Genomic DNA, 24362 nt, shown 5'->3' with positions numbered 1-24362 from the left:
CACCTGAGCCACCCGAGCCACCCTGCCACCCTGCCACCCGAATCACCGGGTCTCCGTCGCCCGGCGCCGCAGCATCTCCCGCTCCCGCTCGTTCCGCGTCAGCTCCGCCGCCCTCGCGAACTCCGCCCGCGCCTGTTCCGTACGGCCGAGGCGGGCGAGCAGGTCGCCGCGCACGCTCGGCAGCAAGTGGTAGTCCCGCAGCGCGGGTTCGGCGGCGATCGCGTCGACGATGTCCAGCGCGGCCCGCGGCCCGTCGGTCATCGACACGGCGACCGCGCGGTTCAACTCGACCACGGGGGACGGGGATCGGACGGACAGCAGTCCGTACAGGGTGGCGATGGTCCGCCAGTCCGTGTCCTCGTAGGTGTAGGCGTGGGCGTGGCAGGCCGCGATGGCCGCCTGGAGGGCGTAGGGGCCCGGCGCGCCCGTGGCCGTGGCGTCCGCGCGGCCGAGTGCCTTGATGCCGCGCGCGATGAGCATGCGGTTCCAGCGGCGGCGGTCCTGGTCCTCGAGGAGGACCGGTTCGCCGGACGGGCCGGTGCGGGCCGCCGCCCGGGACGCCTGGAACTCCAGCAGGGCGGTCAGACCGTGCACCTCCGGCTCCTTCGGCATGAGGGCCGACAGCACCCGGGCCAGGCGCAGCGCGTCCTCGCACAGACCGGGGCGCAGCCAGTCGTCGCCGGCCGTGGCGGCGTAACCCTCGTTGAAGATCAGGTAGATGACGTCGAGGACCGAGCCCAGGCGGGCCTCGCGGTCGGGGCCGTACGGCACCTCGAAGGCGACGTTCTTCGTGGCGAGCGTGCGCTTCGCGCGGACGATGCGCTGGGCGACGGTCGGTTCCGGGACCAGGAACGCCCGGGCGATCTCCGGGGTCGTCAGGCCGCCGAGGAGGCGCAGGGTGAGGGCGATGCGGGCCTCGGGTGACAGGATCGGGTGGCAGGCGGTGAAGACCAGGCGGAGCAGGTCGTCGTCGATGTCGTCGGGATCGCGGAGGGCGGACGGCTCCTCGGGCGGTGCCGTCGTCTCCAGGTCGCGGCCGATCTCCTGGAGCTTGCGGGCGTAGTTCTCGCGGCGCCGGATCAGGTCCACGGCGCGATGTCTGGCCGTGGCCATCAGCCAGGCCCCGGGGTTGTCGGGGACGCCGTCGCGGGGCCACTGCTCCAGCGCGGCGACCAGCGCGTCCTGCGCGAGTTCCTCGGCGATAGCGACGTCGCGGACCGTGCGGGCAACGGCGGCGATGATGCGCGGGGATTCCATGCGAAAGACGGTCTCGACGGTCGCTGCTGCCGATGCTGTCGAGCCGCCCTCGGCGGTCGCGGCAGCCGCGCCGGCCCCGGCAGTCACGGAGGCCGTGTCGGTCGCGCCGGGCGCATCGCCCGCACGACTCGCCTCGGTCACAGGGTTCGCGGGGCGCGCAGGGGTCTCGGAGGACGCTGCGGTGGGCTGGGGCTGCTGCGGTTCCACAGCCCACCATCAGACACCCGTACGGGCGCACAGCCAAGGAAGCTCCGGCCGGGTAGCCGGCGATCTCCGGGAACGCCCGGCAGCGCGGGCAGGGGCTCAGCCCTCCATGATCTCCCGCACCTCGCAGGTCACGGTCCAGTGCTCCTCGTGGATCTTCAGGAACCGCTTGGTCCACTCGATCGCCTCGGCCTTGTCCTTGCACTGCGAGATCGCGTATCCGCCGACGACCTCCTTGGCCTCGGTGAACGGCCCGTCGGTCACGGACAGCTGCCCGCCCGACCACTGCACCCGCGTGCCCTGGGCGGTGGGGGCGAGCCCGGCGGTGTCGAGCAGGACGCCGGCCTTGGTCATCTCCTCGATCAGCTCGCCCATCCGCTGCATCAACTCGGGGCTGGGGCCCTTGGCGGCGTCCGACTCGTCGACACGGATCAGGGAGAGATAGCGCGGCATGGTGACTCCTCAGGATCGGCGACCGGGTCCGTCCCGGCCTATCACCCCTGCGTCGAACGGGAGGTCCCCGGATCGACACGCTTCCCGGATTTTCTTCGAAGACCTTCTCCGCTCGGCACAGCGACCCGTCACCGCGTCGGCGACACGGCGGGGCCGGGCCGCGTCGCGGCTGTCGCCTGGAGTTCGACACGACAACCGATCACCTTCGCGGCGCTGTGGGTGCCGCTCCCGGCCGCCGTACGGTCGTCAGCGGCGGCCTGCCCCAGCGCGCACCGGCAGATCGTCGAAGCCGCCCACGCTTCGGACCTCCGGCATCCCGCGGCCCCGGCGGTCCGGCGGTCTTCAGGGCGGCACGGAAGCCGTCGAGGCGGGCGCGGCTGCACATCACGCGGGACGGTCCGGTGATCGCGCGGATCCCTGCAGTGCCACAGCTCGACCAGGTGCGTGCCGGTGGCCGCGAGCCCGCCCCCCATGGCGCCCGCGCCTATGGACGGCACGTCGGCACCGCTGGCGGCGCCGGTGTGACCCGGGCGCCGGAGAACGCCGCCGCGCTCAGGCCGGCCGTACGTCGACCGACTCGAACCGCCACCGGTGCACCGCCCGGGTGATCAGCTCCCCGTCCGGCTCCGGCAGTTCGGGGAGGTCGGCGTCGTACGGCGCGTCCCACCAGGTGATGACGAGCACCCGGTCCTGCGGCGCCCGGAGGACTTCCCGGCGCAGGGGCTGTCCGGCCGGCTCCTGCGCCCGGGCCCAGGCGAGCAGGTCCTCCCCTCGCCCGGGCACCGCCCGTGCCTCCCACATCAGCGCGACCGTCACGAGTAGAGGTTCTCCTTGCTGACCTCGTGCACATGGTCGTGACCGTGATGGTGGCCGTGCCCGTGACCGGAACCGTGGCCCAGGCCCTCGTCCCCGAAGTCCCCCGGCACATGAGGGTCCGTCACCGGCAGCGAGGAGTCCGCCGACAGGTCCCAGCTGGACGCGGGCCGGTTGCGCGCCACCATCTCCGCGCCCAGCGCGGCCACCATCGCCCCGTTGTCCGTGCACAGCTTGGGCCGGGGCACCCGCAGCCGGATCCCGGCCGCCTCGCAGCGCTCCTGGGCGAGGGCCCGCAGCCGGGAGTTGGCGGCCACACCGCCGCCGATCATCAGATGGTCGACGCCCTCGTCCTTGCAGGCACGCACGGCCTTACGGGTCAGCACGTCCACGACCGCCTCCTGGAAGGAGGCCGAGACATCGCGCACCGGGACCTCCTCGCCCGCCGCCCGCTTGGCCTCGATCCAGCGGGCGACCGCCGTCTTGAGACCGGAGAAGGAGAAGTCGTACGCCGGATCGCGCGGCCCCGTCAGACCGCGCGGGAACGCGATCGCCTCCGGGTCGCCCTCGCGCGCGTACCGGTCGATGACCGGGCCGCCGGGGAAGCCCAGGTTCAGCACGCGGGCGATCTTGTCGAATGCCTCGCCCGCCGCGTCGTCGATGGTCGCGCCCATCGGCCGGACGTCGGAGGTGATGTCCGTCGACAGCAGCAGCGAGCTGTGACCGCCGGACACCAGCAGGGCCATCGTCGGCTCCGGCAGCGCGCCGTGCTCCAGCTGGTCCACGCAGATGTGGGAGGCGAGGTGGTTGACGCCGTAGAGCGGCTTGCCCAGCGCGTAGGCGTACGCCTTCGCCGCCGAGACACCGACCAGCAGCGCCCCCGCGAGACCCGGCCCCGCGGTCACCGCGATGCCGTCCAGGTCGCGGGCGGAGACACCCGCCTCCTTCAGCGCCCGGTCGATGGTCGGGACCATCGCCTCCAGGTGCGCCCGGGAGGCGACCTCCGGCACGACACCGCCGAAGCGGGCGTGCTCGTCGACGCTGGAGGCGATGGCGTCGGCGAGCAGGGTGGTACCGCGGACGATGCCGACGCCGGTCTCGTCGCAGGAGGTCTCGATGCCGAGTACGAGCGGCTCGTCGCGTGAGTCAGCCATTGATCTCGGTTCCTTGTACGGGTGTTCCGGGTACGGAGGTGGAAGGGTCGGTCAGTCGCATCACCAGGGCGTCCACGTTCCCCGGCTGGTAGTAGCCGCGCCTGAAGCCGATGGCCTCGAAGCCGAAGCGCTCGTAGAGCTTCTGCGCCCGGACGTTGTCCACCCGGCACTCCAGCATCACTTGGGCGCACTCGAAGGCGGTCGCGGCCCGCAGCAGTTCGGTGAGCAGCCGGCTGCCGAGACCGGTGCCCTGGTGGTCGCGGGCCACGGCGATGGTCTGGACGTCGGCGAGGTCGCCGGAGGAGGCGAGCCCCGCGTATCCCACGAGCCGCCCGCCGTCCTCGGCGACGAGATAGCGCCGGGTCGCCCCGGGCCCGCGCGCATGCGCCAGCTCGGACCAGAACATGCCCCGGGACCAGGCGTCCTCGGGGAAGAGGTCCTTCTCCAGCTCCAGCACCGAGTCGATGTCCCACCAGCGCATCTCGCGCAGCACATGGGGCACGGGCGGCCCGGTCTGAGGTCCCGTCCCCGGTCCGGTCGGCTGTCCTGTCACTTGGGGGTGACCACCTTGTAGTTCTTGGGGACCTGGGCGTCGGGCCGGCGCAGATAAAGCGGCCGGGGCGCGGGAAGCTCCTCGCCCGCCGCCAGCCGCTCGGCGGCCAGCGCCGCGAGGGCCGCCGCCGACACATGCTCGGGCTCGTGGGCGCTGGGGAAGGTGTCGGGGTACAGCAGCGCGCCCGCGCCGACGGCGGGCAGCCCGGCGACCTGCTCGGCGATGTCCGCGGGGCGGTCGACGGCCGGGTCGGTCAGGCGGGTTCGGGAATCGGCGTACCGCGCCCAGTAGACCTCCTTGCGGCGGGCGTCGGTCGCGACGACGAACGGGCCCTGTTCGATGTCGGCGGCGTACGCGAGGCCGTCGAGCGTGCACACGCCGTGCACGGGGACGCCGAGGGCGAGGCCGAAGGTGTCGGCCGTCATCAGGCCGACGCGCAGCCCGGTGTAGGGGCCGGGGCCGATGCCCACGACGATGCCGGTGACGGCGTCGAGCTTCACAGCGGCCTGGGCGAGGACGCGGTCGACGGACGGCAGCAACAGCTCTCCGTGCCGGCGGGCGTCCACCTGGCTGGAGGAGGCGATGACGTCCGTGCCGTCGTGCAGGGCGACGGTGACGGCGGGGGTGGCGGTATCCAGAGCGAGCAAGAGCACGCAAACAGCCTACGGCGCCCACGCCCCGGGAAGCGCCGCCCCGGCCGGGCCCTTGACGGCTGCTACGGTCGGCTGGATCACGACGTACGAGGCGAAGGCCGAGGTGGGCGACGGTGGCAGGCAGCAGCTCCTCATTCGTGGCAGCGCTCACCGCGGCGGCCCTCGCGACCGTCGGTTTCCTCGCCTACCAGGCCTCCGCCACCGTGCCGGGTGAGCTCGGCAAGCCGCGTACGGTCGGCTCACCCGAGGTGAGTACCTCCAAGGCGCCCCGTGACCGCAAGGATCCGGCCGCGCTGCCCGCCGGATCGGGAACGGGTGTACGGGTGGTGTACTCCGTGGAGGACGACCGGGTGTGGCTGGTCGGCGAGGGGGATCAGGTCAAGCGCACGTTCCGGGTCACCCCCGGATCGGTCGACCCGGCGCCGGGCGTCTACCTGGTCACGTCCCGCTCCAACACGGTCACCGGCTCCGACGGGGCCCCCGTCGAGCACGTCGTCCGCTTCACCACGGTGGAGAACATCACCATCGGCTTCAGCGCGGCCGTGGACGGCTCGACGCCCGCGCCCGACCCGGCGCTGAAGACGGGCGGCATCCGCGAGTCACGCGAGGACGGCGCCGCGATGTGGGACTTCGCGACGATCGGCCGGACCGTCGCGGTGATCCCCTGAGGGGTCCCGGCGCTCCCCTAAGCGGCCTCGCGGTGCCCGTGCCGCTGCCCGTGCTCGATGCCTGCGGGTGCGCCGGCCGTCCCCGGGTCGGGGAGGCGTGGCGGGGTGGAGATCGCGTCGGCGGCGGCGCCGGCCGCCAGCAGATCGCGCATGGATACCCCGGCCACCGGCGCGTACGACCGCGGCGGCACCTCGTGGTGGGTCCTGTTCTGCGGTGCCGGCATGGACGCCTCCTGGGGCCGGGGGCGGATGTAGTTAGGTACACCTAACTACGGACTGGGTACCATGTGACCACGCACAAGACCGCGAACGCAATATCTTGCCGACGTCTTGTCGGAATGTTCATCCGGCCCGCGTTCCGCGGCTGGTCCGACGTCCGGCCCGTTCCGCGGCTCAGGCGGACAGCACGCTCAGGTCCACCGTCGCCCAGCGTGCCCCGAGCCCGGTCACCGTCACATGCCGTACCTCGTCGGTGGTGTCGCCGACGGCGCGGTGGATGACGACCTGGAGACGTTCGTCGGTCAGTTCCTCGACCTTGCCCTCGCCCCACTCCACGACGATCACCGACTCCGGCAGCGAGACGTCGAGGTCGAGGTCCTCCATCTCGTCCAGGCCGCCGGACAGCCGGTAGGCGTCGACATGGACGAGCGGCGGCCCGTCGGCGAGCGAGGGGTGCACCCGGGCGATCACGAAGGTCGGGGACGTCACCGCTCCCCTGACCCCCATGCCCTCGCCGAGGCCCCGGGTCAGCGTCGTCTTGCCCGCGCCGAGCTCCCCGCTGAGCATCAGGAGGTCGCCCGCGCGCAGCAGCTTGGCCAGGCGGCGGCCCAGTTCCCGCATCTGGTCGGGAGATGTGACGGTCAGCTCGAGGTCACCCGCGTTGTGCGGTGCTGCTGGTGCTTCCATAGCCACTTACGGTAGCTCCTGCCGGCACGGCACCCGCCCGGGTGAGCAGGTCGGCGAGACGGTCGGTGACCGCTTCCGGGTGCTCCAGCATCACCAGATGCCCGGCGTCCGGCACCAGGACCAGCTCGGCCTCCGGCAGCAGATCGGCGATCGCCTCGCTGTGCTCGCTGGGCGTGACGAGGTCGCCCACCCCGGCCAGGACCAGCACCGGCATGTCGGTGAAGAGGGCGAGCGCCTCGGTCTTGTCGTGGTCACTGAAGGCCGGGTAGAACTCGGCGACCACGTCGATCGGCGTCCCCTCGATCATCCGCTCGGCGAACCGGGCGACGGCCGGGTCCACGTCCCGGGACGAGAAGGAGTACCGCTTGATGATCCCGGCGAAGAGGTCGGCCGTGGCCCGGCGCCCCTTCTCCACCAGCTCGGCCCGCTGCCCCAGCACCTTGAGGACGCCCGGCAGAACGCGCCGGACCGCGTTCACCCCCGCGACGGGCAGCCCGAAGTTGACCTCGCCGAGCCGCCCGGAGGAAGTACCGACGAAAGCGGTGGCGACGACCCGGTCACGGATCAGCTCCGGATACTGGTCGGCCAGGGCCATGACCGTCATCCCGCCCATGGAGTGCCCGACCAGCACGAGCGGCCCCTCGGGCGCGGCGGCGTCGATCACGGCCTTCAGGTCGCGTCCGAGCTGCTCGATGTCGACGTGCGTGCCGGCTTCCGTCTGGGCGACGCCCCGCCCGGACCTGCCGTGGCTGCGCTGGTCCCAGTGCACGGTGCGTACGACGCCCCGCAGCGCGGCGCGCTGGAAGTGCCAGGAGTCCTGGTGGAGGCAGTAGCCGTGGCTGAAGACGACGGTGACGGGGGCCGGAGCCTTGCGCCCGAAGAGGCGGCGGCGCCGCGGGGTGAGGGTGGGCGCGGCCTCCGGGTCGAGGTCGTCGACCTCGTAGTACAGCTCGGTGCCGTCGTCGGCGTACGCCTTGCCGGGCTGGCCGCGCAGCGAGCCGTAGGGTCCCGCCCAGTCCAGGGCGAGGCGGGCCTTCTGCCGCATGCCCCGTCCCACGGTCATCCGCTCTATGGCGACGCCGGCCGCCGCGCCCGCCGCGATCACGCCTATCGCCGCACCGGCGAACCCGGTCGCCCTGCGCCAGTTCGCGGCCACCCCCGTGGCGGAGGCGACGGCCGCGACGGCCTCCGCGCTGCTCTCGCTCACGTACCGCTCCTCTTCGCTGAGTCGGGTGGTGCCGGTGTGACGTCGGTGGTGGACGGTGCCGGTGCTCGTAGCGGGGTCCCGCTACGGGTTACCTCTCTCGTTCCTCGTTCACATGAATGTACTCACTGGTAGCAATCACGTGGCCGCACGCACCCACCATGTCGGCACCTACCGGTCCAGCCGCATCTACAGGGACTCGTTCACATAGACGCGGGGAACGCGCGTTCCGATCCGGGTGACGATCTCGTACGCGATGGTGCCTGCCGCCTGCGCCCAGTCCTCGGCGGTGGGCTCACCGCGGTCGCCGGGCCCGAACAGCAGCGCCTCGGCGCCCGCGGCGGGCTCGTCGCCGCCCAGGTCGACGACGAACTGGTCCATCGCGATCCGCCCCGCGACCGTCCGCCACTTGCCGCCGACCAGGACCGGACCGGCGCCGGAGGCGTGCCGGGGGATGCCGTCGGCGTAGCCGAGGGGGACCAGGCCGAGGGTGGTCTCGCCCGGGGTGACGTAGTGATGCCCGTAACTGACGCCATGGCCCCCCGGCACGTGCTTCACCAGGGCGAGGGACGCCGACAGCGTCATCACGGGCCGCAGCCCGAAGTCGGCGGGGCTGCCGAGCTCGGGGCTGGGCGAGATGCCGTAGGTCGCGATGCCGGTGCGCACCAGGTCGAAGTGGCTGTCGGGGACGGTGAGCGTGGCCGGCGAGTTGGCGATGTGCCGTACCTCGGGCCGCGCGCCCTGCCCTTCGGCGTGCGCGACCATCTCCTGGAACAGGGAGAGCTGGGCGGCGATGGAGGGATGCCCGGGCTCGTCGGCGCAGGCGAAGTGCGACCAGAGCCCGGTGATCCGGATCAGCCCGTCGGCCTCGGCCCGCAGGGCCTCGCGCACCAGTTCGGCCCAGTCGTCACCCGGCTGGCAGCCGTTGCGTCCGAGCCCGGTGTCGGCCTTGAGCTGCACCCGAGCGGGGCGGCCGGCCTGCCGGGCGGCCTCGGTGACCTCCCGCAGCGCCCACATCCCGCTCACGGAGACGTCCAGATCGGCCTCGATGGCCTCCCGCCAGGGGCCGCCCGGCGTCCACAGCCAGCACATGATCCGTACGCCGTCCACCCCGGCGGCCCGCAGCACGAGCGCCTCCTGCGGCGTGGCGGTGCCGAGCCAGCCGGCGCCCGCCTCGACGGCCGCGCGGGCACACGGCACCGCCCCGTGGCCGTACGCGTCGGACTTCACGACGGCCATCAGAGCCGCGCCCGGCGCGAGGGCGCGCAGGGTCCGCACGTTGGCCCGCAGGGCGGCCAGGTCGATCTCGGCGCGGGCACGCAGGGGCGCGGTCCGCAGAGCTGCTGTTTGTGTCATGGCGCCCCCAGTGTCTCAGAGGGGTCCGGCGGCGCCGCCGAGCCGGACCCCCGACACCGCTCCCGGGTGCCTACTTCTCCGTCCGGTGCCCCCACACGTACACCCGGTCGTTCTTCTTCAGCACGCGCCACAGCCTGCGGGCGTCGTCCAGCCGCAGATTGACGCAGCCCATGGAGCCGACCTCGGTGAACAGGCTGCCGTAGACACCGTGGAAGGCCTGGCCGCCGCTGAAGAACTGGGAGTACGGCATGGGGCTCTTGTAGAGCGAGGAGACATGGTTCTTGTGCCGCCAGTAGACCCGGTGCCAGCCGGCCCGGGTGCCGTACCCCTTGCGTCCGCTGCGGATGTGCACGGGCCCGTACACGACTCGCTTCCCCCGCTGCACCCACGCCATCTGCCGGTCGAGGTCGACACAGGCGACGGTGTACGACCGCACCGGGCACCGCCTGGCGGCGTTGGGGTTCTTGCGGGCGCCCTCCAGCCGCATGGTGGCCCAGGTCACCGGACCGGCGAAGCCCATGGCGGGCTTGATCCTGTGCTTGGTCTGGAAGGAGCGGATGGCCCGGCAGTCGGCCTCGGACTGCTCCCCGTCCACCGGCCGCTTCAGCCACCGCTCGACCTGGCGCTGATGGGGGCCGGTCTCCTCGCTGCACTTCGGCTTCTCGAGGGCGTCCATGGGGGTGACGTACTCCACGAGGTCGTACGTCCCGTCCGGCGCCTCCCGCGGCTCGACCGCGTCCTCCTCGGGGCTCGGCTTGTACACCTTCGGCGGCAGCGCCTGGTCGGGCGTGTCGAGCCGCACGAGCTGGAGGGGGTTCAAAGGCACGCCCGGTACGAGTTCGGCATGCGATCCGGAGACCGGGGGCACCGGGTCGGCCGAAGCGCTGCCCACGGGCAGCAGGGAGGCCGTGGCGAGCACAACGGCGATGCTCCGGCCTGCGATACGTCCGCTGATCATGCGCTCAGACAAGCGCGAGGGCGGGGCCGTGCGGGAGGTGCCGCGCTGGCGGGTCACCCTAACGAGGAGTGTGGCACGGGTGTTTCAGGCGGCGGCGCCGATTCCACGACCGCGAGGCCCGTCCCGGAGAGCGGCGCGCCGACTCTAGGGTGCTCGGCATGAGCATCATCGGGGTCGGAATCGACGTGGCGGAGATCGACAGGTTCGAGGCGGCGCTCAAGCGCACCCCCGGGCTGGCCCAACGGCTCTTCCTGGAGAGCGAGTTGCTGCTGCCGAGTGGTGAACGCCGGGGCATGGCCTCGCTCGCGGCCCGCTTCGCGGCGAAGGAGGCCCTCGCCAAGGCGCTGGGCGCGCCCCCCGGTCTGCTGTGGACTGACGCCGAGGTGTGCGTCGAGGACAGCGGCCGGCCTCTGTTGCGGGTGACGGGGACGGTGGCGGCCCGGGCGGCCGAACTGGGCGTGCGTTCCTGGCATGTCTCGCTGAGCCATGACGCCGGGGTGGCCTCGGCGGTGGTGGTGGCGGAGGGCTGAGCCTCAGCCGGTCCCCCTTCCCCAAGACTCCGGCCGGAATGGATGCGACGTGCTTCGCCCGGTACGGGAGACTCGGTCGCATGCGGACTGCGTACGGCGTGGAGACGGTAAGGGCGGCCGAACGGGAGCTGATGGCACGGCTTCCGGACGGGGCGCTGATGCAGCGGGCGGCGGCCGGACTCGCCGCCGCCTGCGCGGATCTGCTGGGCCGGGTGTACGGCAGCCGGGTCGTCCTGCTGGTCGGCAGCGGCGACAACGGCGGCGACGCCCTGTACGCCGGGGCCCGGCTGGCCCGGCGCGGAGCGGGCGTCACCGCGGTGCTGACGGCGCCGGAGCGCGCCCACTCCGGCGGCCTCGCGGCGCTGCGGCGGGCGGGCGGACGGGCGGTCGGCACCGAGACGGCCGAGGACCTGATCGAGCGCGCGGACCTCGTCGTGGACGGCATCGTCGGCATCGGCGGCAAGGGCGGGCTGCGTCCGCAGGCGGCACCGCTGGCCGCCGCGGCCGAGCGGTCCCGGGCCGCCGTGGTCGCCGTGGACCTGCCGAGCGGCGTGGACGCGGACACGGGCGAGGTGCGCGGCACGGCACTGCGGGCCGACCTCACCGTCACCTTCGGCACGCACAAGCCGGGGCTGCTGATCGACCCGGCACGGGAGTACGCCGGGGTGGTGCGGCTGGTGGACATCGGGCTGGACCTGACGTCCCCGGCCGAGCTGGAGGCGCTGCAACACGCGGACGTGGCCCGGTTGTTGCCGGCTCCGGCGGCGGAGACGGACAAGTACCGGCGCGGTGTCGTGGGCATCGCGGCGGGCTCGGCCCGCTACCCGGGCGCCGCGGTGCTCGCGGTCGCGGGGGCGCTGCGGGGCGGCGCCGGAGCCGTACGGTACGTCGGTCCGGCCGGGGACGCGGTGATCGCCCGGTTCCCCGAGACGCTGGTGTCGGACGGGGGACCGAAGAAGGCCGGGCGCGTCCAGGCCTGGGTGGTCGGCCCGGGCGCCGGGGACGACGCGGCGACGGTGGCGGAGGTGCTGGCGACGGACGTACCGGTGCTGATCGACGCGGACGGGCTGCGGCTGGCGGACGCGGAGGCGGTACGGAGGCGTTCGGCGCCGACCCTGATGACCCCGCACGCCGGGGAGGCGGCGGCGCTGCTCGGCGTCTGGCGCGAGGAGGTCGAGGGGGCCCGGCTGGCCTCGGTACGGGAGCTCGCGGCGCGGTATGCGGCGACGGTGCTGCTGAAGGGGTCGACGACGCTGGTGGCCGGCGCCGGGGGTGACGGCCCGGTCCGGGTGAACCCGACGGGGACGTCCTGGCTGGCCACGGCCGGGAGCGGGGACGTGCTGTCGGGGCTGGCGGGATCACTGCTGGCGGCAGGGCTCACGGCACTGGACGCGGGCAGCGTGGGGGCGTATCTCCACGGCCTCTCGGCGAGGTTCGCGGCGGACGGGGCGCCGCTGGGGGCGCACGACGTGGCGGAGGGGATTCCGGAGGCTTGGCGGGATGTGCGGGGGTGAGGAAATGGGCAACGATGACGGGCAGTTCGCACTGTTCGAAGGCCATCGGCACAATCAGCAGTCATGACCGAGCACCCTGACCCAGCCGTTCCCTTTCCCGACGTCGCGGCACGAGGCAGCCTCGGGGCGGCGATCCGGGCCGCGGCGGACGAAGCCGGCCTCTTCGTCGCAGTCACGGACGCCGGCTCAAGTCCCTTGCAGAGCACCGTCGTCGACAGCGAACTGCCGTATCGCAACGCACTGATCGTCAGCGCCTACGCGCACGAACGGCGGTGGTCGATCCGTGGTGAGGAGTCCCTCCAGGGCTTGGCCCTCATCGAGGGGGTCACGGACGATCTGACTCAGCTCGCGAGGGTCGCACAGACGTGGCAGGCCGGGCTGCCGCTCGCCGACATCAGCCGGGCCGCGCCCTTCGTGCGTCCGACGGGCCGCTTCGAGGTGCCCGACGGCGACCCGGTGCGCCTGGCCGAATCCGAGTGGCAGCACCTGCGTCTGGAGGCGGGCGAGAGGGACCGGCCCGAGTATCACGCGCTGATCGAGGCGGCCTACGCCGAGCCGACCCTTCGACGCCTGTACCCGTTCACCAGCCACTGGACGCTGCGTTTCTCGTCGACCACCCGCCCGCGCCTGACCATCACCGGGCCGTGTCTGATCGCCCGTGACACCGACGACTACACGGTCAGCACGGGGTTCACCGGCGCCGGGGTGCTCGCCCGTGCCACCACGGCCCGGGAGGCGGTGACGGCGGCCGTACGTCATCTGCCCGACGGCCTCGGCCCTGTCACGTCCGGCGCGTTCGTGGGCGACGGAGGCCGCGGCTGACCCTCCGGCCGCGGCCCTGTGCCGCCTTCTCACGGCCGCCCTTCGTCACGGCTGCCCTTCACTTCGTACGGCCGCTCTTCGTCGCGGCTGCCTCTTCACGCCTGAGCGGGCCTACTCCACCGTCACCGACTTCGCCAGGTTGCGCGGCTGGTCCACCTCGTTGCCGCGGGCGGTGGCCAGCTCGCAGGCGAAGACCTGGAGCGGCACGGTCGCCACCAGCGGCTGGAGCAGTGTCGGGGTCACGGGGATGCGGATCAGATGGTCGGCGTACGGGACCACCGCCTCGTCGCCCTCCTCCGCGATCACGATGGTGCGTGCGCCGCGAGCACGGATCTCCTGGATGTTGGACACGATCTTGTCGTGCAGGACCGAACGGCCCCGCGGTGACGGCACGACCACGACCACCGGCAGGTCGTCCTCGATCAGGGCGATGGGGCCGTGCTTCAGCTCGCCCGCCGCGAAGCCCTCGGCGTGCATGTAGGCGAGTTCCTTCAGCTTCAGCGCGCCTTCCAGCGCCACGGGGTATCCGACGTGCCGGCCGAGGAAGAGGACCGTGTTCTTCCCGGCCAGGCTGCGCGCCAGCGCCCGTACCGGCTCCATGGTCTCCAGGACGCGCTCGACCGCGCCGGAGATCTGCGACAGGTCCCGGATCACGGCCCGGATCTCGTCGCCCCACTTGGTGCCCCGCGTCTGCCCCAGGTACAGCGCCACCAGGTAGCAGGCGACCAGCTGGGTGAGGAACGCCTTCGTCGAGGCGACCGCGACCTCCGGACCGGCGTGCGTGTACAGCACCGCGTCCGACTCGCGCGGGATCGTCGACCCGTTGGTGTTGCAGATCGCCAGCACCTTGGAGCCCTGCTCGCGGGCGTGCCGCAGCGCCATGAGGGTGTCCATGGTCTCGCCGGACTGCGAGATGGCGATGACCAGGGTCTGCTGGTCCAGGATCGGATCCCGGTAGCGGAACTCGCTCGCCAGCTCCACCTCGCACGGGATCCGGGTCCAGTGCTCGATGGCGTACTTGGCGATCAGCCCGGCGTGGAAGGCCGTACCGCAGGCCACGACGACGATCTTGTCGATCTCCCGCAGCACCGCCGCGGGGATGCGCACCTCGTCCAGGGTCAGCGAACCGGACGCGTCGATACGCCCCAGCAGGGTGTCGGCGACCGCCTTGGGCTGCTCGGCGATCTCCTTGAGCATGAAGTAGTCGTAGCCGCCCTTCTCCGCGGCCGAGGCGTCCCAGTCGACGTGGTACGAACGCACCTGCGCCGGCTGCCCGTCGAACCCGGTGACGGTGACGCCGTCCCGCCGCAGCTCCACGACCTGGTCCTGGCCCAGCTCGATCGCGGAGCGCGTATGGGCGATGAACGCGGCGACGTCCGAGGCGAGGAAGGCCTCGCCCTCTCCGACGCCCACCACGAGCGGCGAGTTGCGCCGTGCGCCGACCACCACGTCGGGGTCGTCGCCATGCACAGCGACCAGCGTGAACGCCCCCTCCAGCCGGCGGCACACCAGCCGCATGGCCTCCGCGAGGTCGGCGGTCACCGAGAACTCCTCGGCGAGCAGATGCGCGACCACCTCGGTGTCGGTCTCGGAGGCCAGCTCGTGCCCTCGCTCCGCCAACTCGGCCCGCAGCGCGGCGAAGTTCTCGATGATCCCGTTGTGCACGACGGCGACCCGCCCCGCGTTGTCGAGATGCGGATGCGCGTTGGCGTCCGTGGGCCCTCCGTGGGTGGCCCACCGGGTATGCCCGATGCCCGTCGTCCCCGTCGGCAGCGGACGCTCCGTCAGCTCCTTCTCCAGATTGACGAGCTTCCCGGCCCTCTTGGCAGCCGCCAGCCCCCCGTCCGCCGGCACGGCGACCCCTGCCGAGTCGTACCCCCGGTACTCCAGCCGCTTCAGCCCGGCCATCACGATCTCGAGCGCCGACTGCGACCCCACGTATCCCACGATTCCGCACATGCGCGGCAGCCTACGGCCGAACCCCCACCGGAAACGGCCAGAGCGTGCCCGAAATCGGAAATTCCCACCGGGGCACGAACGCCCCGACGAGCAGCCGGCCAAGGCGGAGAATGACGCCGTCCGCATCCGTGCCGCTGCTCATTGAGCCGGCGGATCGGCTCGCCTCGGAAATCCTCATTCCCAACGGCACGTTCTTGAGCGATCACGTCTTCTTCCGATAAGCCCGCATAGCCATCGGATAGAACACCACCGCGATCCCCGCCGCCCACACCAGCGACCACAGCACCGGCTCCGCCACCGGCCCGCCCAGCAGCAGGCCGCGGAAGGCGTCGGACAGGTGGGTGACCGGATTGACGTCGCTCCAGGCCTGGAGCCAGCCCGGCATGGTGTCGACCATGACGAAGGCGCTGCTGGTGAAGGTGATCGGGAAGATGAGGGTGAAGGCGAACGCCTGGACCTTCTCGGCGTCGCCCGCGAGCATCCCGATCAGCACCGCGGCCCATGACACGGCCGCCGCGAACACGATCACCAGCAGGGTGCCGAGCAGGAACCCGTCCAGCCCCCCGGTGACCCGGAAGCCGAGCAGCAGGCCGAGGCCGATCATCAGCAGCAGGGCCCACAGATGCTTGGCCAGGTCCGCGGTGATCCGGCCGATGAGCGGGGCGGAGCGGGCGATCGGCAGGCTGCGCAGACGGTCGAAGACGCCCTTGGTGAGGTCGGTGTTGAGCGCCATCGCCGTGTACATCGTCATGAACAGGGTGTTCTGCACGATGATCCCGGGCAACGCGTACTTCAGATACGCCTCGGGGGATCCGGCCATCTGCCCGCCCAGCACATAGGTGAACAGGAACACGAACATGATCGGCGTAATGCTGTAGTCGACCAGTTCCAGCGGGTTGTGCTTGACCGCGACCAGGCTGCGCCAAGCCATCGTGAAGGTCTGGCGGAGTCCGTCCAGGGGTCGTACCCGGCCCGACTTGGTGACCGAGGCCGTGATGGTCGTGGCCGTCGCCGTCATGGCCGCATCACCGCCTTCCGGAACTCGCCGTCGTCGTCCCGGACGGCCGCTCCCCCGTCGCCCTCGGGCTCGCCCGGCTCGGCGCGGTGACCGGTCAGGGCGAGGAAGACCTCGTCGAGGGACGAGCGGCGCAGGGCGAGCTCCCCCACCGCTATCCCCTCACGGTCGAGCGCGCGCACCACGGCCGGCATCAGCTCGGGGTCCTTCACCGGGGCGGTGATCGTCTCGCCCTCGATCTGGGCCTGTGCCCCCGCCGCCCCGGCCGCTCCGGCGACGACCGCGTGCACGCGCGCGAGGTCCTGCGCCGCCAACGGCCGCAGCTCCAGCACCTGCCCGCCGACCTGCGACTTCAGCTGGTCCGGGGTGCCCTCGGCGATCACCCGGCCCTTGTCGATCACCACGATGTCGTCGGCGAGCACATCGGCCTCGTTCAGATACTGCGTGGTCAGCAAGGCGGTCGCGCCGTCCGCGACCAGGCCGCGCAGCAGGTCCCACAGCTCACCGCGGCTGTGCGGGTCCAGTCCGGTGGTCGGTTCGTCGAGGAAGAGGATGCTGGGGCGGCCCACCAGGCTGGCCGCCAGGTCCAGGCGCCTGCGCATGCCCCCGGAGAAGGTCTTCGCGGCCCGCCCGGCAGCGTCGGTCAGCTGAAAGCGCTCCAGCAGCTCCGCCGCGCGCGCCTTCGCCTCCCTGCGCGGCAGACCGAGCAGCCGGCCGATGAGCAGCAGGTTCTCCGTGCCGGTGAGGTTCTCGTCCACCGCGGCGTACTGCCCGGTCAGCCCGACCATGGACCGGACGATCCCGGCTTCCCGGACCACGTCGTGCCCGGCCACCCGGGCGCTGCCCGCGTCCGGCTCGAGCAACGTCGCGAAGATCCGGACCGCGGTCGTCTTCCCCGCGCCATTGGGGCCCAGCAGTCCGAGGACCGAGCCTTTGCGGGCGCCCAGATCGACCCCGGCCAGCGCCTGGGTCTCCTTGAACCGCTTGACCAGGCCTTCCGCCTCGATCGCATACGTCATGGGTCACCGCCTCGGGGTCGGTGGACCCCGGCCTGGGCCCACCTCTCCGACAACTGTGACGCACGCCACTGACATTCCGCTTCTTGCCCGGATTTCTCCCGCTATCGACCCTGCGTGACGGATCCCACGCCGCCGTCCGTTCGTACTCCCGTAACAATGGACTGTGATCTCTCCGGTCTCCTCGATGCCCCGGAGCGCCCACCGGCCCAGGCCGGAGGCGACTCCCTACGTCGACCTCACCCGCTCGGAGTGGAGCGCGCTGCGCGACAAGACCCCGCTGCCGCTCAGCGCGGAGGAGGTCGAGAAGCTGCGCGGCCTCGGCGACGTCATCGACCTCGACGAGGTGCGGGACATCTACCTCCCGCTCTCCCGCCTGCTGAACCTCTACGTCGGCGCCACCGACGGCCTCAGAGGAGCGCTGAACACCTTCCTCGGCGAACAGGGCTCCCAGTCCGGCACCCCCTTCGTCATAGGCGTCGCCGGCTCGGTCGCGGTGGGCAAGTCCACGGTCGCCCGTCTCCTCCAGGCCCTGCTCTCCCGCTGGCCCGAGCACCCGCGTGTCGAGCTGGTCACCACGGACGGTTTCCTGCTGCCCACCGAGGAGCTGGAGACCCGCGGCCTGATGTCGCGCAAGGGTTTCCCCGAGTCCTACGACCGCCGCGCGCTGACCCGTTTCGTCGCCGACATCAAGGCGGGCAAGAACGAGGTCACGGCCCCCGTCTACTCCCATCTGATCTACGACATCGTCCCCGGCCAGAAGCTCACGGTCCGGCGCCCCGACATCCTCATCGTCGAGGGCCTGAACGTCCTCCAGCCCGCCCTGCCCGGCAAGGACGGCCGCACCCGGGTCGGTCTCGCCGACTACTTCGACTTCAGCGTGTACGTCGACGCCCGCACCGAGGACATCGAGCGCTGGTACCTCAACCGCTTCAAGCGGCTGCGCGAAACGGCCTTCCAGAACCCCTCCTCGTACTTCCGCAAGTACACCCAGGTCTCCGAGGAGGAGGCTCTCGACTACGCCCGCACGATGTGGCGCACGATCAACAAACCGAACCTGGTCGAGAACATCGCCCCCACCCGCGGCCGGGCCACCCTCGTCGTACGCAAGGGCCCGGACCACAAGGTGCAACGGCTGAGCCTGCGCAAGCTGTGACGCGGCGAGGCGGGCCTGTTAGAAAGGCGTCATGCTGCATCTGCGCCTGATCACACCCGCGGCCAGGACCGATGACGTGATCCGCCTGATCGAGAACACGGTCGGCACCACGCACCTGGTCGTGGTGCCGGGTGCAGCCCGCAATCCTTCCGGGGACGTCGTCATGTGCGATGTGGCCCGCGAGGCGGGCGACGAACTCATCGGCGCGCTGAAGAAGTTGGAACTGGAAGAAACCGGTTCCATCTCGGTCGAGAACATCGACCTGTCGCTGTCCGAACGGGCCGAGCAGGCCAAGGACGACGCGCCGGGCGCGGGCGCGGACGCGGTGCTGTGGGAGCACCTCGCGGACGCCACGCACGAGGAGTCGACCCTCTCAGCCACCTACCTCGCCTTCATCACGCTGGCCACGATGATCGCGGCCTGCGGCGTCGTGCTGGACAACGCGATCCTGATCGTGGGCGCCATGGCGGTCGGCCCGGAATTCGGCCCCCTGGCCGGCCTCAACACGGCGATCGTCCAGCGGGCCCCGCGCCTGGCGCTGCGCTCGCTCATCGCACTGCTGGTCGGCTTCGCGGTGGCCATGGTGGCCACGGTGGGCTTCAGCTATTTCATGGACTCCGTGAACCTGTTCAGCGCCGATCAGCTGAGTGCCGAGCGCCCCAACACGAACTTCATCTACCGCCCCGACTGGTTCTCGTTCGTCGTGGCCGTACTCGCCGGCTGCGCGGGCACCTTGTCGCTGACCTCGGCCAAGTCGGGCGCGCTGGTGGGCGTCGCCATCTCGGTGACCACGGTTCCGGCCGCCGCGAACGCGGCGGTGGCCTTCAGCTACGACAAGTACAACCAGGCCTGGGGCTCCACCGAACAGCTCCTGCTGAACCTGCTGGGCATCATCCTGGCCGGGACGCTCACGCTCCTGCTCCAGAAGTGGCTCTGGGCCAAGCAGCGCCAACGCCGAAGCGCCTCGCAGGCAAGCGCCCTGTAGGCAAGCGCCCGAGGGGCGTGGGGATCCGCGCGAGCCACCGCACACAGCGGCCGGCCGGCAAGGACGAAGCCCCCGCCCCCGGGCGGGATCGACTACCCCAGCGCGGACTTCACCGCGTCGGCCAGCCGCCCCGCCACCGAACGGGCCTGCTCGATGTCCGCGGCCTCGACCATCACCCGCACCAGCGGCTCGGTGCCCGACGGCCGGAGCAACACCCGCCCCGTGGAACCGAGTTCCCGCTCGGCCTCGGCGACGGCGGCGGCCAGCTCGGCCGACTCCCCGGCCCGGGACCGGTCCACGTCCGGCACATTGATCAGCACCTGGGGCAGCCGCTCCATCACCGCGGCGAGGTCCCGCAGCGTACGCCCGGTCTCGGCGACCCGGGCCGCCAGCAGCAGCCCGGTCAGCGTGCCGTCACCGGTGGTGGCGTGGTCGAGGATGATGACATGCCCGGACTGCTCGCCACCGAGGGCGTAGTCGTGCTCCTTCATCTCCTCCAGCACATACCGATCCCCGACGGCGGTCTGCACCAGCGTCAGCCCCTCGCGCTCCAGCGCCAGCTTGAAGCCGAGGTTGGACATCACGGTCGCCACGACGGTGTCGGCACGCAGCGCGGAGCGCTCCCGCATGGCGAGCGCGAGCACCGCCAGGATCTGGTCGCCGTCGACCTCCTCACCGGTGTGGTCCACGGCGAGGCAACGGTCGGCGTCGCCGTCGTGCGCGATGCCGAGATCGGCGCCGTGCTCGCGTACGGCGGCCTTCAGCAGCTCCAGGTGGGTCGAGCCGCAGCCGTCGTTGATGTTGAGCCCGTCCGGCTCGGCACCGATGGTGACGACCTCGGCCCCGGCCTGCTCGAACGCCTTCGGCGAGACGCCCGCAGCGGCGCCGTGCGCCTCGTCGAGGACGACCTTCAGCCCGTCCAGGCGGTTGGGCAGTACGCCGAGGAGGTGGGCGACGTACTCGTCGAACCCTTCGTCGTAGGACCGCACCCGCCCGACGGCGGCGCCGGTGGGGCGCTGCCACGGCTCGCCGTGCCGGTGCTCGTCGTAGACGGCCTCGATCCGGTCCTCCAGCTCGTCGGCGAGCTTGTGGCCGCCCCGGGCGAAGAACTTGATGCCGTTGTCGGGCATGGCGTTGTGGCTCGCGGAGAGCATCACACCGAGGTCGGCGCCGAGCGAGCCGGTCAGGTGGGCCACGGCGGGCGTCGGCAGCACGCCGACCCGCAGCACATCGACACCCGCGCTGGCGAGGCCCGCGACCACGGCGGCCTCCAGGAACTCCCCGGACGCACGCGGGTCCCGTCCGACCACCGCGGTGGCCCGGTGGCCCTCGAAGGTGCCCGCCTCGGCCAGTACGTGCGCCGCCGCCACGGACAGCCCGAGCGCCATCTCGGCGGTCAGATCCGCGTTGGCGACGCCGCGCACGCCGTCCGTGCCGAAGAGTCGTCCCACTTGTCCTCCTGAGGAAACTTCAGATCCGGAAGCGGAGCCGGCCCGCGGTCTGCGGCCGGAGGCTCCCGCTTCCCGGCATTCCATGCCTGGGCGTCGGATCACACAAGCCTTTGAACGTCTTGTGCCGTTATACGCCCGAGGCCGGTGATAAAACGAACGCCCCGGTGGCACTGTGGCGTGCCGCCGGGGCGTTCGGAGTACCGGAGTACGAGCAGAGGCAGCTTGCGCTTAGCGCTTGCTGTACTGCGGGGCCTTGCGGGCCTTCTTCAGACCGGCCTTCTTGCGCTCGACCGCACGGTCGTCGCGCTTGAGGAAGCCGGCCTTCTTCAGCGGGCCGCGGTTGTTGTCGACGTCGGCCTCGTTCAGGGCGCGGGCGACACCGAGACGGAGCGCACCGGCCTGACCGGAGACACCGCCACCGGCGATGCGGGCGACGACGTCGTAGCGACCTTCGAGCTCAAGAACCTTGAACGGCTCGTTGACCTCCTGCTGGTGCACCTTGTTCGGGAAGTAGTCCTCGAGCGTACGCCCGTTGATCTTCCACTTGCCGGTGCCCGGCACGATGCGAACGCGCGCGATGGCGTTCTTGCGACGGCCCAGGCCGGCGGCCGGCTGGGGCTCACCGAAGCGGGACGCCATGGACTCCGAGGTGTACTCGCCCTCGACGGGAACCTCGGACTCGGTGGTGTAGCTGTCGATGTCAAGCTCTTCGAGCGGCTGCTCGGCAGTGGTCTCGGCCACGATTCTCCTCAGATTCTCTTCAGGCTTAGGGGGTGGCCGGACTTACTGCGCGACCTGGGTGATCTCGTACGGCTGCGGCTGCTGCGCGCCGTGCGGGTGCTGGTCACCCTTGTAGACCTTCAGCTTCGAGAGCATCTGACGGCCCAGCGAGTTCTTCGGGAGCATGCCCTTGACGGCCTTCTCGATGGCCTTCTCGGGGTTCTTGTCCAGCAGCTCGTCGTAGCGGACGGAGCGCAGACCACCCGGGTAGCCGGAGTGGCGGTACGCCATCTTCTGGGTCCGCTTGTTGCCGGACAGGTGCACCTTGTCGGCGTTGATGATGATGACGAAGTCACCGGTGTCGACGTGGGGCGCGTAGATCGGCTTGTGCTTGCCCCGCAGGATGGAGGCGGCGGTGCTGGCGAGACGGCCCAGGACGACGTCCTGAGCGTCAATGACGTGCCACTGGCGCGTCACATCGCCGGGCTTGGGGCTGTACGTACGCACGGTTCGTAGCCTTCGCTTCGAGTGAATGGTCCTGAACAGGTCACCGAAACGATCACGACAGCCTGGACCGCACTGCGGCGACGCATACCGCGTACGTGGGGTCGCTGGTCATCGGCCCGGTGGACCGGTGTAAGGGCCCGTCCCGTGAGAATGAGCAAGCCAATACACAACGAACATGCAGGATACCTGCGGCGCCACGGCCGGGTCAAAATGGCTCGGCTCGGGCCGCTCCCGCTGCTCCGTACCCAGCGTAGACGGTGCACGGCCGGAGGGGGTCACTCCCTCACGGGGGGCGAGGGGGCGGCGGCCCTGGAGGACGGTACGGGCAGGTGAAGCGGGGACGGGGAGCCGCCCACGGCCCTGAAGCAGTGCACCGCCAGCGTCACCGCGAGACCGCACAGCGTCACCGCGTCCTTGATCGCCCGGCGTTGCACGCTCTCCAGATAGGGCCAGGTCACACCGGGCAGCTGCGGCACCAGCGCCAGCCAGAACCACGGCCCGCGCGCCACCGCCCCGGCACACGGCACCCCGGCCAGCACCAGGGGCACGACGACCAGCAGATAGTGGTCGTAGGACGGCCGTGAGACGAGGAACGCCGAGAGCATCAGCGTCGCCGCGACCTCCGCGAGCCTCAGCGGCCCCCCACCCTCCCCCGCGCCACCACGCCGCCACCGCCGGTACGCGCACCCCACCCCCGCCGCCGCGGCCGTGACCGCGACGCCCTGAGCCGCCGCTTGCGGCACCCCCGCCCGCGGCAGCACCGCGACCGGCGAAGCCTCGTACAGCCGGACGAAGCCGTCGTCGCCCCGCAGCAGGAACGGCAGGGTCCGCGTGAAGAAGCCCGCGGGATCCGGCAGCAGCAGCGCCGCCCCCGCTGAGGCCCCCACCGCCACCGCGACCAGCACCGCCAGGCCCCGCCACCGCCCCGCGAAGGCGAACAGCAACCCCAGCGGAGCCAGCAGCGGCTTCAGCGCGACCGCCGCCCCGATCACCACCCCCGCCGCCACCCAGCGCCCCCGCCCGGCGAGCAGCAGGGCGGCCGGAAGAGCGAGCGCGGCCGTCGCCGTCCAGTTGCCCAGCAGGACAAGGTGGGCGAAGGGCGCGAAACCCACCGCGAGCCCGATCAGTCCCAGCACCGCGAAGCGGCTGCGCAAGGGGACTTCGTGCAGCCGCAGGGCGCACACCCACCCGCCCACCAGGCACCCGGTCACCACGGCCGGCACGAGGACGCACAGCACCTCCCGCGGCAGCAGCGCCTGAGGAGCCGCCGCGAGCACCGCGCTCGGCAGATAGAGGAAGTGGTCGTCGTCATACGGCGAGCCCCCGTCCAGCCACACCCGCGCCGCCCGCCCGACGATGGCGTTGTCCATCCCTCCGTCCGAGGTCACACGCGCGGTACGCGCGACCAGCGCCCCGAGCACGGCCCCGAGCACCACCCACAGATGCCAGGTCGCCCGTCGCACCAACCACCCGGAGATGTCGCTTTTGTGCTCGCTCATCGACTGAACGCTAGGGGCCTGTGCGTCTCTTGGGGCGGACCGGCACACCCACGACCCGTCTAAGATGCGCCCCATGAGCTACGGGCAGCAGGGGGGATCCCAGTCCCAGTGGGATCCCTGGAAACCGCATTCCCAGCAGCCGTGGAACGGCGGCGCGGACGACACCCCGGACTGGGCGGCCCTCGCCGAGGCCTCCGAGTCACGCAACAAGCGGCGTCGGCTGCTGTTCATCGGCGGTGGCGCCCTCGCCACCGTGGCGATCGGTGCCGCCGTCGCCGTCGCCGTGGTGTCGGCGAACGACGGCAACTCCGCTTCGGACAAACCGGCTTCGGGACTGCCCGGAACGGGTGGCCTTCCTGGTCAGAGCACCGGCCCGGCACCGTCGTTCGAGTCGACCAGCGCCCCGCCGCCGCTGGACCCGCGGGACTTCATCGCCACCAAGCGCAAGGACACCGCTCCGCTCGGCGCCCAGATCCTCTTCCCCGGTACCCAGCTGACCATGGGCGAGACGGTCTACAAGAAGGGCGCGACGGACGACACCAAGAGCTGCTCCGCCGTCACCAAGGGCGGGCTGCCGAAGATCCTCACGAAGAACGACTGCACCCGCTTCCTGCGCGTCTCCTACGTCAAGGACGGCATCGCGGTGACGGTCGGTGTCGCCGTCTTCGACACCCAGGCGCAGGCGAGCAAGGTGAAGTCGCAGGTCGACACCGAGAAGGACATCATCAGGTCGCTCTCCGGCAAAGGCATCAAGGATTTCTGCACCGCCTCGATCTGCCGCACGACCTCCAACTCGGTGGGGCGTTACTCCTACTTCACCATCGCCGGGTTCCTCAACGGCAAGGACGTGACGGAAAAGGACACCCCCGTCTTCCAGATCGGCAACAACCTGGAGGAGTTCACGTTCCGCCAGATCCTCAAGCGGGGTCAGGTCCAGGCGTCCGCGGCGGCCAACGAGTAGCCACGCGGGACGACGTAAGGCGGCAGACGTACAGCGGCGGTCGACGGC

General features: G+C 71.6%; 25 protein-coding genes. 7 read left to right on the top strand and 18 right to left on the bottom strand.

All coding sequences use genetic code 11. From position 1 onward, the window contains the following. Positions 1–42: 42 nt before the first annotated feature. The 6 genes from ACHBTE_RS05780 to tsaB all read right to left on the bottom strand — a co-directional run bounded on the left by ACHBTE_RS05780 (position 43) and on the right by tsaB (position 5087). Positions 43–1257: an RNA polymerase sigma factor gene (locus ACHBTE_RS05780; RefSeq protein WP_394722278.1), complete on the bottom strand. Its 1215-nt coding sequence runs from the start codon at positions 1255–1257 to the stop codon at positions 43–45. 303 nt (positions 1258–1560) lie between these two features. Then, positions 1561–1914: a YciI family protein gene (locus ACHBTE_RS05775; RefSeq protein ID WP_394722277.1), complete on the bottom strand. Its 354-nt coding sequence runs from the start codon at positions 1912–1914 to the stop codon at positions 1561–1563. A gap of 552 nt (positions 1915–2466) precedes the next feature. Next, positions 2467–2730, bottom strand: a complete 264-nt coding sequence (locus ACHBTE_RS05770; RefSeq protein ID WP_394722276.1) for a hypothetical protein — start codon at positions 2728–2730, stop codon at positions 2467–2469. Beyond that, complete coding sequence (gene tsaD, locus ACHBTE_RS05765) at positions 2727–3881, bottom strand: tRNA (adenosine(37)-N6)-threonylcarbamoyltransferase complex transferase subunit TsaD (protein ID WP_394722275.1); 1155 nt, start codon at positions 3879–3881, stop codon at positions 2727–2729. The genes ACHBTE_RS05770 and tsaD overlap by 4 nt, the downstream gene beginning before the upstream one ends. Further along, positions 3874–4362 carry a ribosomal protein S18-alanine N-acetyltransferase gene (gene rimI / locus ACHBTE_RS05760; RefSeq protein ID WP_394722480.1) on the bottom strand — a complete coding sequence of 163 codons (489 nt, stop codon included), beginning with the start codon at positions 4360–4362 and terminating at the stop codon, positions 3874–3876. The genes tsaD and rimI overlap by 8 nt, the downstream gene beginning before the upstream one ends. A 68-nt stretch (positions 4363–4430) precedes the next feature. Next, positions 4431–5087, bottom strand: coding sequence for a tRNA (adenosine(37)-N6)-threonylcarbamoyltransferase complex dimerization subunit type 1 TsaB (gene tsaB, locus ACHBTE_RS05755; RefSeq protein ID WP_394722274.1), 657 nt, complete (start codon positions 5085–5087; stop codon positions 4431–4433). Positions 5088–5200: 113 nt separating this feature from the next. Between tsaB and ACHBTE_RS05750 the strand changes: the two genes are divergently transcribed. Then, positions 5201–5755, top strand: coding sequence for a hypothetical protein (locus ACHBTE_RS05750; RefSeq protein WP_394722273.1), 555 nt, complete (start codon positions 5201–5203; stop codon positions 5753–5755). Between the two features lie 17 nt (positions 5756–5772). Here the strand turns inward: ACHBTE_RS05750 and ACHBTE_RS05745 are convergent, their stop codons facing one another. From ACHBTE_RS05745 to ACHBTE_RS05725, 5 genes are all read right to left on the bottom strand, one after another. Continuing rightward, a complete protein-coding gene (locus tag ACHBTE_RS05745; protein ID WP_394722271.1) occupies positions 5773–5979 on the bottom strand; it encodes a hypothetical protein in 207 nt (68 codons plus the stop codon). A 169-nt stretch (positions 5980–6148) separates the two neighbouring features. Continuing rightward, entirely contained in the window at positions 6149–6661 is a 513-nt protein-coding gene (gene tsaE / locus ACHBTE_RS05740; RefSeq protein ID WP_394722270.1) for a tRNA (adenosine(37)-N6)-threonylcarbamoyltransferase complex ATPase subunit type 1 TsaE, read from the bottom strand. Beyond that, a complete protein-coding gene (locus ACHBTE_RS05735; RefSeq protein ID WP_394722269.1) occupies positions 6627–7868 on the bottom strand; it encodes an alpha/beta fold hydrolase in 1242 nt (413 codons plus the stop codon). Before ACHBTE_RS05735 ends, tsaE begins: the two co-directional genes overlap by 35 nt. 186 nt (positions 7869–8054) lie before the next feature. Then, positions 8055–9221, bottom strand: a complete 1167-nt coding sequence (gene alr, locus ACHBTE_RS05730; protein WP_394722268.1) for an alanine racemase — start codon at positions 9219–9221, stop codon at positions 8055–8057. A 70-nt stretch (positions 9222–9291) separates the two neighbouring features. After that, complete coding sequence (locus ACHBTE_RS05725; protein WP_394722266.1) at positions 9292–10179, bottom strand: L,D-transpeptidase family protein; 888 nt, start codon at positions 10177–10179, stop codon at positions 9292–9294. 158 nt (positions 10180–10337) lie between these two features. On the opposite strand from ACHBTE_RS05725, the gene ACHBTE_RS05720 reads away from it, so the two are divergent. The 3 genes from ACHBTE_RS05720 to ACHBTE_RS05710 all read left to right on the top strand — a co-directional run bounded on the left by ACHBTE_RS05720 (position 10338) and on the right by ACHBTE_RS05710 (position 13045). Next, positions 10338–10709 carry a holo-ACP synthase gene (locus ACHBTE_RS05720; RefSeq protein WP_394722265.1) on the top strand — a complete coding sequence of 124 codons (372 nt, stop codon included), beginning with the start codon at positions 10338–10340 and terminating at the stop codon, positions 10707–10709. An 80-nt stretch (positions 10710–10789) separates the two neighbouring features. Then, positions 10790–12223, top strand: coding sequence for an NAD(P)H-hydrate dehydratase (locus ACHBTE_RS05715; protein WP_394722263.1), 1434 nt, complete (start codon positions 10790–10792; stop codon positions 12221–12223). Between the two features lie 63 nt (positions 12224–12286). Beyond that, a complete protein-coding gene (locus ACHBTE_RS05710; protein WP_394722261.1) occupies positions 12287–13045 on the top strand; it encodes a DUF6193 family natural product biosynthesis protein in 759 nt (252 codons plus the stop codon). A gap of 111 nt (positions 13046–13156) precedes the next feature. On the opposite strand, the gene glmS is transcribed toward ACHBTE_RS05710, so the two are convergent. The 3 genes from glmS to ACHBTE_RS05695 all read right to left on the bottom strand — a co-directional run bounded on the left by glmS (position 13157) and on the right by ACHBTE_RS05695 (position 17038). Continuing rightward, positions 13157–15004: a glutamine--fructose-6-phosphate transaminase (isomerizing) gene (gene glmS, locus ACHBTE_RS05705; RefSeq protein WP_394722260.1), complete on the bottom strand. Its 1848-nt coding sequence runs from the start codon at positions 15002–15004 to the stop codon at positions 13157–13159. A 202-nt stretch (positions 15005–15206) separates the two neighbouring features. Further along, positions 15207–16022 carry an ABC transporter permease gene (locus ACHBTE_RS05700; RefSeq protein ID WP_394722258.1) on the bottom strand — a complete coding sequence of 272 codons (816 nt, stop codon included), beginning with the start codon at positions 16020–16022 and terminating at the stop codon, positions 15207–15209. Further along, on the bottom strand, positions 16019–17038 hold the full coding sequence (locus tag ACHBTE_RS05695; protein WP_394722257.1) for an ATP-binding cassette domain-containing protein: 1020 nt from the start codon (positions 17036–17038) through the stop codon (positions 16019–16021). The genes ACHBTE_RS05700 and ACHBTE_RS05695 overlap by 4 nt, the downstream gene beginning before the upstream one ends. Before the next feature lie 184 nt (positions 17039–17222). Here ACHBTE_RS05695 and coaA point away from each other — a divergent pair, with 184 nt between their 5' ends. Further along, positions 17223–18191: a type I pantothenate kinase gene (gene coaA / locus ACHBTE_RS05690; RefSeq protein ID WP_394722255.1), complete on the top strand. Its 969-nt coding sequence runs from the start codon at positions 17223–17225 to the stop codon at positions 18189–18191. Between the two features lie 31 nt (positions 18192–18222). Then, on the top strand, positions 18223–19176 hold the full coding sequence (locus ACHBTE_RS05685; RefSeq protein ID WP_394722254.1) for a DUF389 domain-containing protein: 954 nt from the start codon (positions 18223–18225) through the stop codon (positions 19174–19176). 92 nt (positions 19177–19268) lie between these two features. Here ACHBTE_RS05685 and glmM read toward each other — a convergent pair whose 3' ends face one another. The 4 genes from glmM to ACHBTE_RS05665 all read right to left on the bottom strand — a co-directional run bounded on the left by glmM (position 19269) and on the right by ACHBTE_RS05665 (position 23353). Continuing rightward, positions 19269–20627: a phosphoglucosamine mutase gene (gene glmM / locus ACHBTE_RS05680; protein ID WP_394722253.1), complete on the bottom strand. Its 1359-nt coding sequence runs from the start codon at positions 20625–20627 to the stop codon at positions 19269–19271. Positions 20628–20855: 228 nt separating this feature from the next. Beyond that, the gene (rpsI, locus tag ACHBTE_RS05675) at positions 20856–21368 is read right to left on the bottom strand and encodes a 30S ribosomal protein S9 (RefSeq protein WP_020276276.1); all 513 of its coding nucleotides are present in this window, start codon (positions 21366–21368) and stop codon (positions 20856–20858) included. Positions 21369–21410: 42 nt separating this feature from the next. Beyond that, positions 21411–21854, bottom strand: coding sequence for a 50S ribosomal protein L13 (gene rplM, locus ACHBTE_RS05670; protein ID WP_356583574.1), 444 nt, complete (start codon positions 21852–21854; stop codon positions 21411–21413). Between the two features lie 275 nt (positions 21855–22129). Then, a complete protein-coding gene (locus ACHBTE_RS05665) occupies positions 22130–23353 on the bottom strand; it encodes a glycosyltransferase family 87 protein (protein ID WP_394722252.1) in 1224 nt (407 codons plus the stop codon). 73 nt (positions 23354–23426) lie between these two features. On the opposite strand from ACHBTE_RS05665, the gene ACHBTE_RS05660 reads away from it, so the two are divergent. Then, positions 23427–24314: a hypothetical protein gene (locus ACHBTE_RS05660; protein WP_394722251.1), complete on the top strand. Its 888-nt coding sequence runs from the start codon at positions 23427–23429 to the stop codon at positions 24312–24314. The last annotated feature ends 48 nt before the right edge of the window (positions 24315–24362 follow it).

It is taken from the genome of Streptomyces sp. M41 (assembly GCF_043673425.1).
Classification (GTDB): Bacteria; Actinomycetota; Actinomycetes; order Streptomycetales; family Streptomycetaceae; genus Streptomyces.
Note: the sequence above shows the minus strand (reverse complement) of the source record. Positions and strands in the feature narration are given on the sequence as shown.